Here is a 13,315-nt window from a genome sequence, read left to right as displayed (position 1 = left end):
TCGTGTCTCCCCGAATCCTCATCGTCGACGATGACCCACATATCCGCGAGGTCCTGCGCGTGGCCTTGAGCAAGGCCGGCATGGCGGTGAAGGAAGCCGCCGACGGCCGCGCCGCGCTGGCCAGCGTCACCGAAGACCGTCCGAACCTGATCGTGCTCGACGTCGGCATGCCGGAGTTCGACGGCCTCGAGGTCTGCCGGCGCATTCGCCGGACCTCGCAAGTGCCGATCCTGTTCCTGTCGGCCCGCGACGAGGAGATCGACCGCATTCTCGGGCTCGAGATCGGCGGCGACGACTACGTGACAAAGCCGTTCAGTCCGCGCGAGCTGGTTGCCCGCGTCAACGTCATTCTCCGCCGGGTCGCGAACGGCGGAGGTGATCGCTCGGCCGAGCCGGAGAAGCTCGTCCATGGCCGGCTCCGGCTCGACCCGCAGCAGCACCTGGCCCGTTTCGATGACATGCCGCTGACGCTCACCGCGCTGGAGTTCAGCATCCTGCGCACGCTGATGACGCGTCCTGCGGTCGTGTTCAGCCGCGAGCAGATCATGGCCGCCGCCTATCAGCTCAACATTCAGGTCTCCGACCGAACGATCGACAGCCACATCCGCAACATCAGAGCGAAGCTCGCAGCCGCGCATTGCGAGGACGCGATCGAGACGGTCCATGGCGTGGGCTTCCGGCTCGGCCGCTGCGGCACCCCATGATCGCGCCCAAGCCCAAGGCAAAATGGCGGCCGTCGCTGGGACAGATCGTCTTTGGCGTGCTGGCGCTGGTCGGCACCTTGCCGCTCGTCGGGCTGTTCTTCTTTCGCATCTATGACAACCAGCTGATCCGTCAGACACAGGCGGAACTGATCGCGCAGAGCCGTGTCCTCGCGGCGGTCTTCGCCGAGGAGGTTTCCGCGCGCCTTGCCACCGGCGTTCCGCTCGGCGCCGAGGTCCCGCCCGAGTCACGTCCGGATGCGTCCGACGAGGTGACGCCCATTCGCCCCCTGCTCGATCTTCTGGCCAACGATCTTTTCGTCCGCCGCCCGGACGCCCGCGACGCGGTCCATCCTGCGGATCCTGCCTACGTCGCGATCGGCACGCGGCTGCTGCCGATCGTCAGGGAGACGCAGAAGGTCACCTTGGCCGGGTATCGCGTGCTCGACCCCCAGGGGGTCGTGATCGCCGGCCGCGATGAGATGGGCAAATCACTCGCTCATATCGACGAGGTGGCTGCCGCCCTGAAGGGACGCTACAGCGCCGCGCTCCGCATTCGCATTCCGGACAAGGCCCCGCCACCGATCTATTCGATCAGCCGCGGCGTCGGCGTCCATGTGTTCTCGGCCATGCCCGTGATCGTCGACGATCACGTTGCCGGGGTCATCTATACCTCGCGCACGCCCCGCAACATCTTCGAGCATCTCTATCAGGAGCGCGGCAAGTTCATCGCTGCCGGCTCCACCATTGTCCTCACGACGCTGCTGGTCGGCCTCGTCGTGGCACGCACGATCACACGGCCGATGCGCGAGCTGGTCGATCGCGCCGGCAGGATCGGACGCAACGATCCCGCGGGTTTCCGTCCGCTTGCCCATTACGGCACCCGCGACTTCGCGGAGCTCGCCGAGCACTTCTTCGCCATGGCCGAGCAACTGGCGCAACGCTCCAACTACATCAGGAGCTTTTCCGCGCATCTGACGCACGAGCTCAAATCGCCGCTGACCTCGATCAAGGGCGCAGCCGAGCTGCTGCTCGACTCCCTGGCCAGCCCTTCCGAGACCCTGACCCGCGCCGAGCAGGAGAAATTCCTCACCAACATCCTTGGCGACGCCGACCGCCTCGCGGCGCTGGCCCAACGCTTGCGCGAGCTGGCACGGGCGGAGACGGTGTCGACGGTCGAGGCTGGTAGCATAGCCGAGGCCGTCGGCACGCTGCGAGTGCGTTTCCCCTCGACTGTCATCGAGACGTCCGGCCCGGTCGAGCGCAGCACTAGGCTCCCGAACGAGACCGTGCTGATCGTGCTCACGCATCTCGTCGACAACGCCGTCCGGCATGGCGCCCGGCGCATCCGCCTCGAGGCCGAGGAGAGCAAAGGGATGCTGATCGTCATCGCCAGCAATGACGGCGATCCGATCTCGCCGGAGAACCGCGACCGCATCTTCGATGCCTTCTTCACGACCCGGCGCGACAGCGGCGGTACCGGCATGGGGCTGGCGATCGTGCGCGCCATCATGGCAAGCCATGGCGCCGAGATCTCGCTGGGGCCGGGCGACAAAGGTGTCGCGTTCGAGCTGCGGCTGCCGATCGAAGGCGCCCCATGACGTCGATCTGAGATAGCGCAGTCTATTGGCGCCGCGTCAGAGTTGCCTCCGGTTGTTCGTGGCAGCCGGCAATCCCCACCTCAGTCAAGTCCCTGTCGGCGAATATCTTCTCCCAATCGTTCGTATACGAGCAATGTATGCCACGGTGCCGCCGGCTGCATGGGCCGGCCGAGAATGCCGCAGAACTGCATGGCAATTCGCAAATGACTTGGACCCGCGATCCGCGTAATCTTCGCGCCGATTGCGCCATCGGCCAGCGTCCCGCTTGGCCTTCGGGAGACCTTGATGAATTCGAGCCGTTTCGAGATCAGCCGCCGGACCGCCCTCCTGACCTCCGCTGCCATCGCCGCGAACGTGGTCAATCCACTCCGCGCCTTCGCCCAGGAGACGCCGCGCAAGGGTGGCGTGTTCAACGTTCACTACGGCGCCGAGCAACGCCAGCTCAACCCGAGCCTCCAGGCTTCAACCGGCGTCTACATCATCGGCGGCAAGATCCAGGAGAACCTCGTCGACCTCGATGCCAACGGCCAGCCGGTCGGCGTACTTGCCGAGAGCTGGGAGGCGACGCCGGACGGCAAGACCGTCACTTTCAAGCTGCGCAAGGGCATCACCTGGCATGACGGCAAGCCGTTCACGTCGGAGGACGTTGCCTTCACCGCGATGAACATGTGGAAGAAGATCCTGAACTACGGATCGACCCTGCAGTTGTTCCTGACTGCGGTCGACACGCCAGATCCGCAAACCGCGATCTTCCGCTACGAGCGGCCGATGCCGCTCAACCTGCTGCTGCGCGCCCTGCCCGATCTCGGCTACGTCTCGGCCAAGCACATCTACGAGAGCGGCGACATCAGGCAGAACCCCGCGAACCTCGCCCCCATTGGCACTGGTCCGTTCAAATTCGTGAAGTACGAACGCGGCCAGTATATCATCGCCGAGCGCAATGCCGACTACTGGCGGCCGAACGCGCCCTATCTCGACCGCATCGTGTGGAAGGTGATCACTGACCGTGCGGCGGCGGCGGCGCAAATGGAGGCAGGCGAGCTGCACTACAGCCCGTTCTCGGGCCTGACCATCTCCGACATGGCGCGGCTCGGCAAGGATAAGCGCTTCATCGTCTCGACCAAAGGCAATGAGGGCAACGCGCGCACCAATACGCTCGAGTTCAACGTCCGCCGCAAGGAGCTGGCGGACGTGAAGGTCCGCCGCGCCATCGCACACGCGATCAACGTTCCCTTCTTCATCGAGAACTTCCTCGGCGATTTCGCCAAGCTGGGCACCGGTCCGATCCCGTCGACCTCGACCGACTTCTACCCCGGCGCCAATACGCCGCAATATCCCTACGACAAGGCCAAGTCGGCGGCGCTCCTGGACGAGGCCGGCTACAAGCCCGGCGCTGGCGGCACCCGCTTCTCGCTGCGGCTGCTGCCCGCGCCATGGGGGGAGGACATCTCGCTGTGGGCGACCTTCCTCCAGCAGTCGCTGGGCGAGGTCGGCATCGCGATTGAGATCGTGCGCAACGATGGCGGCGGCTTCCTCAAGCAGGTCTATGACGAGCACGCCTTCGATCTCGCGACCGGCTGGCACCAGTACCGCAACGACCCCGCGGTTTCGACCACGGTCTGGTATCGCTCCGGTCAGCCCAAGGGCGCGCCGTGGACCAATCAGTGGGGTTGGGACGATGCCAAGATCGACAAGATCATCGATGACGCGGCGACCGAGGTCGATCCGGCCAAGCGCAAGGCGCTCTACGCAGATTTCGTGCGCGAGGCCAATACCGAGCTGCCGGTGTGGATGCCGATCGAGCAGATCTTCGTCACCGTGATCACGGCCAAGGCGCGCAACCACTCGAACACGCCGCGCTGGGGATCGTCGAGCTGGCACGATCTGTGGCTTTCCGCCTGAGCCGGAATCCGTCAGGATAAGGCCATGCGCATCTTGAGCCTTGCGGGGCGGCGGCTCGCCGCCTCGATCCCCACCCTGTTCCTGATCCTGATCGGCGTCTTCCTCCTGCTGCAGCTCGCGCCGGGCGATACGGTCGACGCGATGATGGCTCAGATGGGCGGCGGCGATGCGGCGACCGCCCGTGAGCTGCGCCGCTTCTACGGGCTGGATCTGTCGGTCCCGATGCAGCTCGCCAACTACCTGTGGCGGCTGGTGCGTCTCGATCTCGGCTTCTCCGCGATCTACGGCAAGCCGGTCGCCGCCGTGATCCTGGAGCGGCTGCCGCCGACCCTGCTGCTGATGACCTCCGCTCTCTCCTTTGCGTTCTTCTTCGGCCTCGTGTTCGGCGTGATCGCGGCGCGCGGCGTCAATCGCTGGCCGGATACGCTGATCTCGACGGTCGGCCTGATCTTCTACGCCACGCCCTCGTTCTGGTTCGGCCTGATGGCCATCGTGGTGTTCTCGATCTATCTGCAATGGCTGCCCGCGGGCGGCTTCGAGGACATCGGCGCCGTCAGCACCGGGATCTGGCGCGTGCTCGACATTGCGAGCCATCTGGTGCTGCCGTCGCTGACGCTCGGCCTGATCTTCCTGGCCATCTATCTGCGCATCATGCGCGCATCCATGCTCGAGGTCCTGAACCTCGATTTCGTCCGCACCGCGCGTGCCAAGGGCCTCGACGAAACCCGCATCATCACCCGCCACGTGTTGCGCAACGCGCTGCTGCCAATGGTGACGCTGATCGGACTCCAGGCCGGAACGATGCTCGGCGGCTCGGTCGTGGTGGAGACCGTATTCTCGCTGCCCGGCCTTGGGCGCCTCGCCTATGAATCGGTGGTCCAGCGCGATCTCAACACGCTGCTCGGAATCGTCTTCGTCTCCGCGCTGCTGGTGATCCTGGTCAACTTCGTCACCGACCTGCTCTACGCGCGGCTCGATCCGCGCATCACGGCGGAGGGCTGAACATGGACGCCGCGAAGCGCTACTTTCGCAGTCCGGCTGCGGTGCTGGGCCTGATCCTGCTACTGATCGTCGTAGGCATGGCGATCAGCGCCGGCTATCTGTATCCGCGCGATCCGCTCGCCCTCGCCGGCCGGCCGCTGATCTGGCCGTTCGCCAATCCACGGTTCCTGCTCGGCACCGACAATTCCGGCCGCGATATCGCCGCCCAGATCTTTCACGGCGCCCGCATCTCGCTCCTGATCGGCGGCGTCGCCACGTTCATTGCCGTGGCGATCGGAATCATGGTCGGCGCGCTCGCCGGCTACTACGGCGGGTGGGTCGACAACATCCTGATGCGCATCACCGAGGCCTTCCAGACACTGCCGAATTTCGTGCTGCTGCTGGTGCTGGTCGCGGTGTTCGGCTCGACCTTGACGACGGTCACGATCGCCGTCGGCATCGTCTCATGGCCGGCGCCGGCGCGGTTGACGCGGGCTGAGTTCCTCTCGCTGCGCAGCCGCGAATTCGTCCAGGCAGGCCGCACTCTCGGCATGCGCGACACCCAGCTGATGCTGGGCGAGATCCTGCCCAACGCGCTGCCGCCGGTGATCGTCTATGCCGGCGTCGTGATGGCGGTTGCGATCCTTCTGGAGAGTGCACTCGCCTTCCTGCGGCTGTCCGACGCCAACGTCGCCTCCTGGGGCAATCTGATCGGCCTGGGACGCGATGTGCTGCGCGTGCAGTGGTACGTATCGGCGATCCCCGGTGTTGCCATCCTCATCACCGTGCTTGCGGTGTCGCTGGTCGGCCAGGGCCTCAACGATGCACTGAACCCCCGGCTGAAGCAGCGATGAGTCCAGCCAAGCCCGTTCTGACCGTCGACCGCCTCAGCGTACGTCTGCCGAAAGGCGCCGACCGCATGCATGCGATCTCGGAGGTCTCGCTTTCGATCGCCGAAAACGAGATCGTCTGCATCGTCGGCGAGTCCGGCTCCGGCAAGTCGATGATGGCCAACACGATCATGCGGCTGCTGCCGGACGGCGTGACCACCGACGGCGGCCGCATCCTGTTTGCCGGCCACGACCTCTGCACCGCCACGGCGGCCGAGATGCGCCGCATCCGCGGCGCCGAAATCGCGATGGTGTTCCAGGAGCCGATGACCGCGCTCAATCCATTGCGCACGATCGGCGACCAGATCGGCGAGGTCCTGGACATCCATACCGATCTGTCGAAAGTCGAGATCAAATCGCGCGTGCTGTCGCTGCTCTCGGACGTCAACATTCCCGATCCGCCGCGCGCGGCGAAGGCCTATCCGCACGAGTTGTCCGGCGGACAACGCCAGCGCGCAATGATCGCCATGGCCTTGGCGCTCGATCCGAAGCTGCTGATCGCCGACGAGCCGACGACGGCGCTCGACGTCACGACGCAGGCCCAGATCCTCAAGCTCATCCGCGAGCTGCAGCAGAGGCGCAAGACTGCGGTGCTGTTCATCACGCATGATTTCGGGGTCGTCGCCGAGATCGCCGACCGCGTCGTCGTGATGCAACATGGCAGCGTCGTCGAACAGGGCGCGGCGGCGGATGTCCTACAACGGCCGCAGCATGACTACACCAGGCAACTGATCGCCGCGGTACCGCCGGTAGCAGCGCCCCCGGCACGCAAGCTGTCGGACCGGATGATCCTCACCATCTCCGGTGTCTCGAAGACATATCGCACCGGCGGCTTCCTCGGCCGCGGCGAGCGCGTCACCCATGCGGTCAGGGACGTCTCGCTCGCGCTGCCAAAGGGCGCGACGCTCGGCATCGTCGGCGAGTCGGGCTCCGGCAAATCCACTCTCGCCCGCTGCATCATTCGCCTGATCGATCCCGACGCAGGAACGATCCTGCTCGACGGTGAGGACTGGGCGCGCCTCTCTCGCAGCGAGGTCAGAAACCGGACCCAGCAGATGCAGATGGTGTTTCAGGACCCGTTCGCCTCGCTGAACCCGCGGCGCAAGGCGGTCGATCTGGTGGCGCAGGGACCTATCGTGCACGGCACCTCGCGAGAGCAGGCGCTGACGGAGGCGCGCGAGCTGTTCAGCCTGGTGGGGCTCGACCCGTCGGCCGCCGATCGCTTCCCGCATGAGTTCTCCGGAGGTCAGCGTCAGCGCATCGGGCTGGCGCGCGCGCTGGCACTGAAGCCCAAGGTGCTGGTCGCGGACGAACCGGTGTCCGCGCTCGACGTCTCCGTTCAGGCGCAGGTGTTGAAGCTGCTGATCAGCCTGCGCGAGCGCCTCGACCTGTCGATCATCTTCATCACGCACGACCTGCGCGTCGCAGCCCAGATCTGCGATCTGGTCGCGGTCATGAAGGACGGCGTGGTCGTCGAGCATGGACCCACGCACGACGTGTTCGGCAACCCGCAGCATCCGTATACGCAGGCTCTGCTCGAGGCCATTCCGGGCGGCGACTTCGCCCGGATCGAACATCCCACGTCTTAGCCGATCTCACGCGCGTCGCGATATCGGTACAAGAGCAGCATCAGCGGCGCGAACGGACGCAGCAGGGCGTGCGCGGGAATGGTGACCGGTTCCGTGAACGGCAGCGCCAGCTCGTTCGCCGACACGCCGCGCACCGCTTTCGCAAGCTCCGCACCGAGGGGGATCGTGAGCGCGACCGCGCGGCCGTTGCAGCCGGTCCAGCCATAGGCATCAGGACCGAGGCGATGAATCCGCGGCATGTAGTCCGTGGTCATGCCGACATAGCCGTTCCAGACATAGTCGAACCTGACCTCGCCGATCTGCGGCCACAGGCGCTGCAGGCGTTCGGCGACCCGCGCCTTCAGCCGCTCGGCCTTGTTGCCGGGGCCGATCACGGCGCCGCCGGTGACCAGTCGGTTGCGGGCGTCGTAGCGCGCAAAATAGAGTTCGCCATGGGTATCGGACATCGCCTGCCGCGCCGGGATGACGGTCTTGCGGACATTGTCCGACAGCGGCTGCGTCGCCATCTGCCACGACAGCACGGGCATCACCTCGTGCGCGATATCCGGTGCGAGCGCCTTGGAGAACTCGCCGCTATAGGCATTGCTCGCCAGCACCAGCGCGCGCGCCGACAGCTCCCCCCGTGCGGTGCGCACGATCCAGCGATCCCCCCGCCGGGCGAAGTCGATGACCGGTGAGCGCGCATAGATCCGGCCGCCCAGGCTCAGCACCGTCCGCGCCAAGCCACGCGCCAGCGCGAGCGGATTGATGTGGCCGCCGGTCTTGTTCCAGAAGCCGCCATGCCAGGCGTCCGAGCCGAGCATGTCTCGCGCCTGATCGCGCGACAGCAGCTCGACCGGCGCACCGAACTTCGACCACTGCTTGAACCTGCGCTCGGCGATCTTGATGCGGCCGGGCGTATGCACCGGCTGGACCCAGCCGGCCTGTTCATGCTCGGCGTCGATGTTGTACCGTCTCACGGTATCGAACAGATTGGACGCGCTGTCGCGCAACATCGCCACGAAGCGCTCGCCCGCGGCGCCATGACGCGCGACGAGGTCGTCCGGATCGGGACGTGACAGCGTCGGAATGACCTGACCGTTGTTCCGGCCGGATGCGCCCCAGCCGGGCTCCATCGCCTCGACGATGGCGACGTCCGTCCCAGCTTCGCGCAGATGCAGCGCCGTCGACAGCCCCGTGAAGCCGCCGCCGATGATGACCACGTCGGCCTGCACACTGCCCTGAAGCTCGGACAGGTCGGGTCCAGCCGGGGTCTGCGCCGCCCAAAGGGATGGCGGCCATTGAACGGAATCTGTGGTGGTGCTCATCGCGGACAGCTCATCCTTGCTGGTCGACCGCCCTGCCGGAGATCGATCTTGCCTTGCGCCCAGCGCCCCGCAGCGCCGGTTGCGGCGCATGGGTCGATTGGGCATAGTTCGGCCACCAATATGCCAAGTTCGCTGCAAGGAGACAAACGCGTGGCCCTCAAGAATGTCATCGGTATCGATCACGCGGTCGTCGTGGTGAAGGATCTCGACGCCGCGGCGGAGACCTGGAAGCGGCTGGGTTTTACGCTGTCTCCGCGCGGCACGCACAGTGCCAAGATGGGATCCGGCAACTACACCATCATGCTCGATCCTGACTACATCGAGTTGCTCGGCATCCTCGCCGAGACCGATCACAACGTTCCAACCCGCAATTTCCTTGCCCAGCGCGGCGAAGGCATCGAGCGCATCGCCTTCACGGCGATCGATTCCGCGGCCGGCGCCGAGGAAATCCGCGCGAAAGGTTTTGAGCCGATTGGTCCCATCGACTTCGAGCGTCCGGTGCCCCTGCCCGACGGCAGCATCTCGGCAGCGAAATTCCGCGTGTTTCAATGGCCCGTCGCGGAGGCTCCGGGCGGCCTGCGCATCTTCGCCTGCCAGCACAAGACGCGCGAAACGGTGTGGATCCCGGAACTGATGCGCCATGCCAACGCCGCCAAGCAACTGAAGCAGGCGCTGATCGTGACGCCGGATCCGGCCAAGGACGCGGCTCACCTGTCGCGCCTGATCGATCGCGACGGCCGGGACGAAGCCGACGGCGCCGTGACCGTCACCTCGGGCGGTGACCGCGCCGATTTCGTATTCCTGACCAGGGACCAGCTCGCAGCGCGCTATCCGGGTGTGTCGCTTGCCGGCCTGCCGGAGCGAGGCGGCGCAGGCCTGGTGCTGGCCTCACACGATCTGACCGCCACCGAAAAGGCTCTGGGCGCGGCAGCGGTGCGCAGTGGCGCGAGCCTGATCGTTCCGCCCGCGTCGGCCACCGGCACTCTGCTCGCGTTCATGGCCGGCTGAGCGCCGGACTGCGGCCGCGCGCGTCGCGGCCGCAACGATCTCATTCCGCCGGCTGGAACATGGCCGGCCGGCCTCGCTGGCTGTCGAGCCACCCGACCAGCCGATCCATGAGTCCGCCGCTCGACTCGGAGGGCTGCGCCGACGAGACGAACGGATCGCAATGACACTTCGCTCCGGCCGCGCGCGACATCTTCGCGACCGCCTCCGTCATAGCCGGCGCGCCGCAGGTGTAGACGACGTCGTTCGGCGTGAGCTCCGGCATGTGTTCGGTCGGCCGGCCGCTGCGAATCGCCGGCGAGACGTTCTGCGGCTCCGACACGATCGGGATGATCTTCACGTTCGGGAAGCGCGCCAAGCGGCACAGCGCCTGATGCATGTAGAACGACTGCAAGGTGCGTGACACGACGATGAAGACGATCTCGCGCTTCGGATTCTCCGTGATGGCGGCGACCGCGATCGCCCACATCGGCGCGAAGCCGGTGCCGCTCGCCACCAGGATGATCCGGCCGCGATGCTTCTGACGGAAGAACGCGGTGCCGAGCGGCGCCGTCAGCTTGACGCGATGTCCGACCTGGATGTCACGGCCGAGCGCCGAGGACACCAGGCCATCCTTCAGGATGCGGATGTGCAGATACAGCAGATGGCTATCGGGCGCGCCGACCATCGGATAGGTCGGGCTGTAGCAGCGTGTCGGAAAACCGCGGTACTGGACCTTGGCGTATTGTCCGGGGAAGAATCGCAGCGGCTTCGGCATCTCGAGGGTGACACCGACGACGTCGGGCGCGAGCCGCACGAGATCGCCCACCTCGCAGTTCATCGTCACCGTATCCGGCACGGGCTCCGTGATGATCTTGAGGTCGGACACGACACGCGCCTGGCACGCATGCGCCATGTCGCCTTCCATGCCGCCGAACAGCTTGCCGTCGATGACCGTCACTTTGCAGGAGCCGCAGATTCCGCTGCGGCAGTCATGGGGCAGATCCACGCCACTGTTGATGGCGCCGTCGAGCAGGATATCGCCCACATTCGCGTAGAACGTTTCCCTGTTGTACTGGATCTTGCAAATCTTACCCATTACTGCACCTCAAGTCGCATCGGCCGGATCTGCCTGGTATGTCTGATCTGGGTATGGTCGAACGCTGCGACACGCATGAACACGCCATTCTTGATCGGAACGTCGTACTTGCTTTTCGTGTCCATTTTGCGGGCAATTTCGAGCGTCCAGTGGCCCGCGGCCCAACGCGCAGCGCAACGGATGTCCGCGCGATCACCGGTGAACTCGCCGCTGACGAGAACACCGGGCACCACGGTCCCGATCGGCGTCTGGGCATCCGCCTCGGCCGAATAGGGCACCGATTCGGCCTCTGTCATGAACCAGCGTGAGCCTTCACTCTCGCCGATGTTGGGATCGAGATTGATCTCGCCCATCGCCGCGGTCATCGCGGCGACGTCCTTCGGCAGGCGCTTCGGTCTCACGCCCCGATTTCCCAGTCTTGCGGCCTCCCTGTCGATCACGAAATTGTCCGAATAGTTCGCAGTCCCCGGATCCGGTGCAAACCCGCCCTTGTAGGGCGTGAGTCCCTTGACCTGATCCGGTGTCGGCTCCGCAGGCGGACCGAAATGATCATCGTCCATCCATCCGGTCGGGCCGCCGCTCGTCGCCTTCCACAGCCAGGCGTCGGCATAGAGATTCGGCGCCGGCGTGTAGTGGATGCCGCGACCCGACAGCGTCGGCGGCTTGTCCGGCATCGGCTGCGAGCTCATGTGAAACGTTCGGTCCGCGGCCAAGGTGATCGGCAGCGTCGTGAACAACAGCGAGAACTTGTCCTCGTTGAAATCGTTCTCGTCGCCCTTGTCGAATCCATTCTGCAGGAGATGCCAGCCATCCGCCTTCTTGATCAGCGGCAGCTGCTTCAACGATCGCGTCGGATCCTCCCAGATGACGAGGAAGTAGACCCACGTGCCGTCATGCGCCGCCTTGATCCAGACGCGCGATTCGCCGGTACCGTCGAAATTGTCGCCCTGGTTGGTCGTCACCATGTGCGGCTGGATGTTGCGCCAGACACGATCCGACGAATCGCCGTCAAGCGTCGGCGCATCCGATGTCGCGATTCGATACACCGTGACGGTGTCCTCGGCGTAGTAGTCGGCGGCGAACATCGCCGAACCGATCACGATGGCTGCGGCGATCGCGACCATGAACGGGTTGGATTGGAAGCTCGGATTGCGGCGGCGGGAATTGCCCTTGGCAGGTGTCGGCGGCGGACGCATGCGACCCGGCGGCACACGCGGCTCGGACCGGGCCCGCATCGGCTCCTCCATGCGCCGCGGCGCCGGCATCGGCTCACGCGCTGCAGGCCGCGCAGCTGGCGCCGGCCTCCTCGGAGGCGCCTCCGCTTCCTCCAGCTTTTCCGACTGCTCGACCAGCATCGTGAGGAGTTCGACGGGATCGAGCTTTGGCGGCGGCGGCGGCAAGGGCGCCGGCCGGAACACGCGATAGAGCTGCATCTTTCCGCCGATGCTGAAGTGAACCAGGACGTGCAGCACCACGAAGGCCGGGATCACCCAGGTCGCGTACCAGTGGATCATCATGGTGACGTAGCCGGAGGCTACGCCGAAGAAGAGCATGCCTCCGGTGACGATCAGGATCGCCATGGAGATGAAAAGCACCCAATGCAGCATCACGCTGATCGAGCCCAGCCGCGCCGGCCGGCGGCCGAGCAAGCCCTTGAAGCGCATCTTGTCGATGGTGACGCGACGGCCGAGCCCTGACTTCGAGATATAGATCATGTAGGCGACGGCGACGCTCGCGAGCACGACCCCAGCCGGCATGTGCCAGGTCCAGGTCCGGTGCCGGGGCAGCAGCCAATCGAGATTGTTGGCGATCCATGCGTGTCCAGGCGCTTCGGTCGCCATGCGAAGCCCCGTCAGGAACGCGATCACCGTGGCCCCAACCAGGGTCCAGTGCAGGATGATCGTTCCATAGTCGGTCTTGCGGATCTTCATGCGTGCGCCTCCAGAGCTGCGCGCACGCGATCGGCGCGATTCACCGCCGACCTGGCGACCGTATTTCGTCTCAGCGGACCGATCCGGCGCAGGATGATCAAGTATTCAACCCTGCGGGCCGCCCCTCGACCCGAATCCATTCCCGCATCACGCGTCTCGATGGTGATGTCGTCCAGCAACTTTGTCGTCCCCCGGATACGCTTTACTAAGTGAGCAACTTCGTCCGACTTCGGCGTTACGGCGCCGTTCTGCACCCAATCGTTGCCCCGCTACGCTTGAGCGTGATCGGTTGGATCACGCCTATGGTTGATCAGCTGCCGTGGCCCGAGC

Annotated in this window: 11 protein-coding genes; 7 read left to right on the top strand and 4 right to left on the bottom strand. The window is 65.6% G+C overall.

The window, feature by feature from the left end:
* Positions 1–2 precede the first annotated feature (2 nt).
* From QX094_RS25755 to QX094_RS25730, 6 genes are all read left to right on the top strand, one after another.
* Complete coding sequence (locus QX094_RS25755; protein ID WP_315711815.1) at positions 3–704, top strand: response regulator transcription factor; 702 nt, start codon at positions 3–5, stop codon at positions 702–704.
* Positions 701–2,302 carry an ATP-binding protein gene (locus QX094_RS25750; RefSeq protein ID WP_316186145.1) on the top strand — a complete coding sequence of 534 codons (1,602 nt, stop codon included), beginning with the start codon at positions 701–703 and terminating at the stop codon, positions 2,300–2,302. Before QX094_RS25755 ends, QX094_RS25750 begins: the two co-directional genes overlap by 4 nt.
* Before the next feature lie 285 nt (positions 2,303–2,587).
* Entirely contained in the window at positions 2,588–4,204 is a 1,617-nt protein-coding gene (locus QX094_RS25745) for an ABC transporter substrate-binding protein (RefSeq protein ID WP_316186144.1), read from the top strand.
* A 24-nt stretch (positions 4,205–4,228) separates the two neighbouring features.
* The gene (locus tag QX094_RS25740) at positions 4,229–5,206 is read left to right on the top strand and encodes an ABC transporter permease (RefSeq protein ID WP_315711812.1); all 978 of its coding nucleotides are present in this window, start codon (positions 4,229–4,231) and stop codon (positions 5,204–5,206) included.
* 2 nt (positions 5,207–5,208) lie between these two features.
* Positions 5,209–6,039 (top strand): ABC transporter permease, encoded by an 831-nt coding sequence (locus QX094_RS25735; RefSeq protein ID WP_315711810.1) that lies wholly within the window; start codon positions 5,209–5,211, stop codon positions 6,037–6,039.
* Positions 6,036–7,664, top strand: a complete 1,629-nt coding sequence (locus tag QX094_RS25730) for an ABC transporter ATP-binding protein (protein ID WP_315827561.1) — start codon at positions 6,036–6,038, stop codon at positions 7,662–7,664. The genes QX094_RS25735 and QX094_RS25730 overlap by 4 nt, the downstream gene beginning before the upstream one ends.
* On the opposite strand, the gene QX094_RS25725 is transcribed toward QX094_RS25730, so the two are convergent.
* Positions 7,661–8,971: an FAD-binding oxidoreductase gene (locus tag QX094_RS25725; protein WP_315827560.1), complete on the bottom strand. Its 1,311-nt coding sequence runs from the start codon at positions 8,969–8,971 to the stop codon at positions 7,661–7,663. The genes QX094_RS25730 and QX094_RS25725 overlap by 4 nt on opposite strands.
* Before the next feature lie 150 nt (positions 8,972–9,121).
* On the opposite strand from QX094_RS25725, the gene QX094_RS25720 reads away from it, so the two are divergent.
* Positions 9,122–9,979 (top strand): VOC family protein, encoded by an 858-nt coding sequence (locus QX094_RS25720; protein ID WP_315711806.1) that lies wholly within the window; start codon positions 9,122–9,124, stop codon positions 9,977–9,979.
* Between the two features lie 40 nt (positions 9,980–10,019).
* Here QX094_RS25720 and QX094_RS25715 read toward each other — a convergent pair whose 3' ends face one another.
* The 3 genes from QX094_RS25715 to QX094_RS25705 are packed head-to-tail and all read right to left on the bottom strand — an operon-like array spanning position 10,020 to position 13,164.
* Complete coding sequence (locus QX094_RS25715; RefSeq protein WP_315711805.1) at positions 10,020–11,054, bottom strand: 2Fe-2S iron-sulfur cluster-binding protein; 1,035 nt, start codon at positions 11,052–11,054, stop codon at positions 10,020–10,022.
* Positions 11,054–12,985: an ethylbenzene dehydrogenase-related protein gene (locus QX094_RS25710; protein WP_315711803.1), complete on the bottom strand. Its 1,932-nt coding sequence runs from the start codon at positions 12,983–12,985 to the stop codon at positions 11,054–11,056. Before QX094_RS25710 ends, QX094_RS25715 begins: the two co-directional genes overlap by 1 nt.
* Positions 12,982–13,164 (bottom strand): hypothetical protein, encoded by a 183-nt coding sequence (locus QX094_RS25705; protein WP_315711801.1) that lies wholly within the window; start codon positions 13,162–13,164, stop codon positions 12,982–12,984. The genes QX094_RS25710 and QX094_RS25705 overlap by 4 nt, the downstream gene beginning before the upstream one ends.
* Between the last annotated feature and the right edge of the window lie 151 nt (positions 13,165–13,315).

Source organism: Bradyrhizobium sp. SZCCHNS1050 (assembly GCF_032484785.1).
Classification (GTDB): Bacteria; Pseudomonadota; Alphaproteobacteria; order Rhizobiales; family Xanthobacteraceae; genus Bradyrhizobium.
Note: the sequence above shows the minus strand (reverse complement) of the source record. Positions and strands in the feature narration are given on the sequence as shown.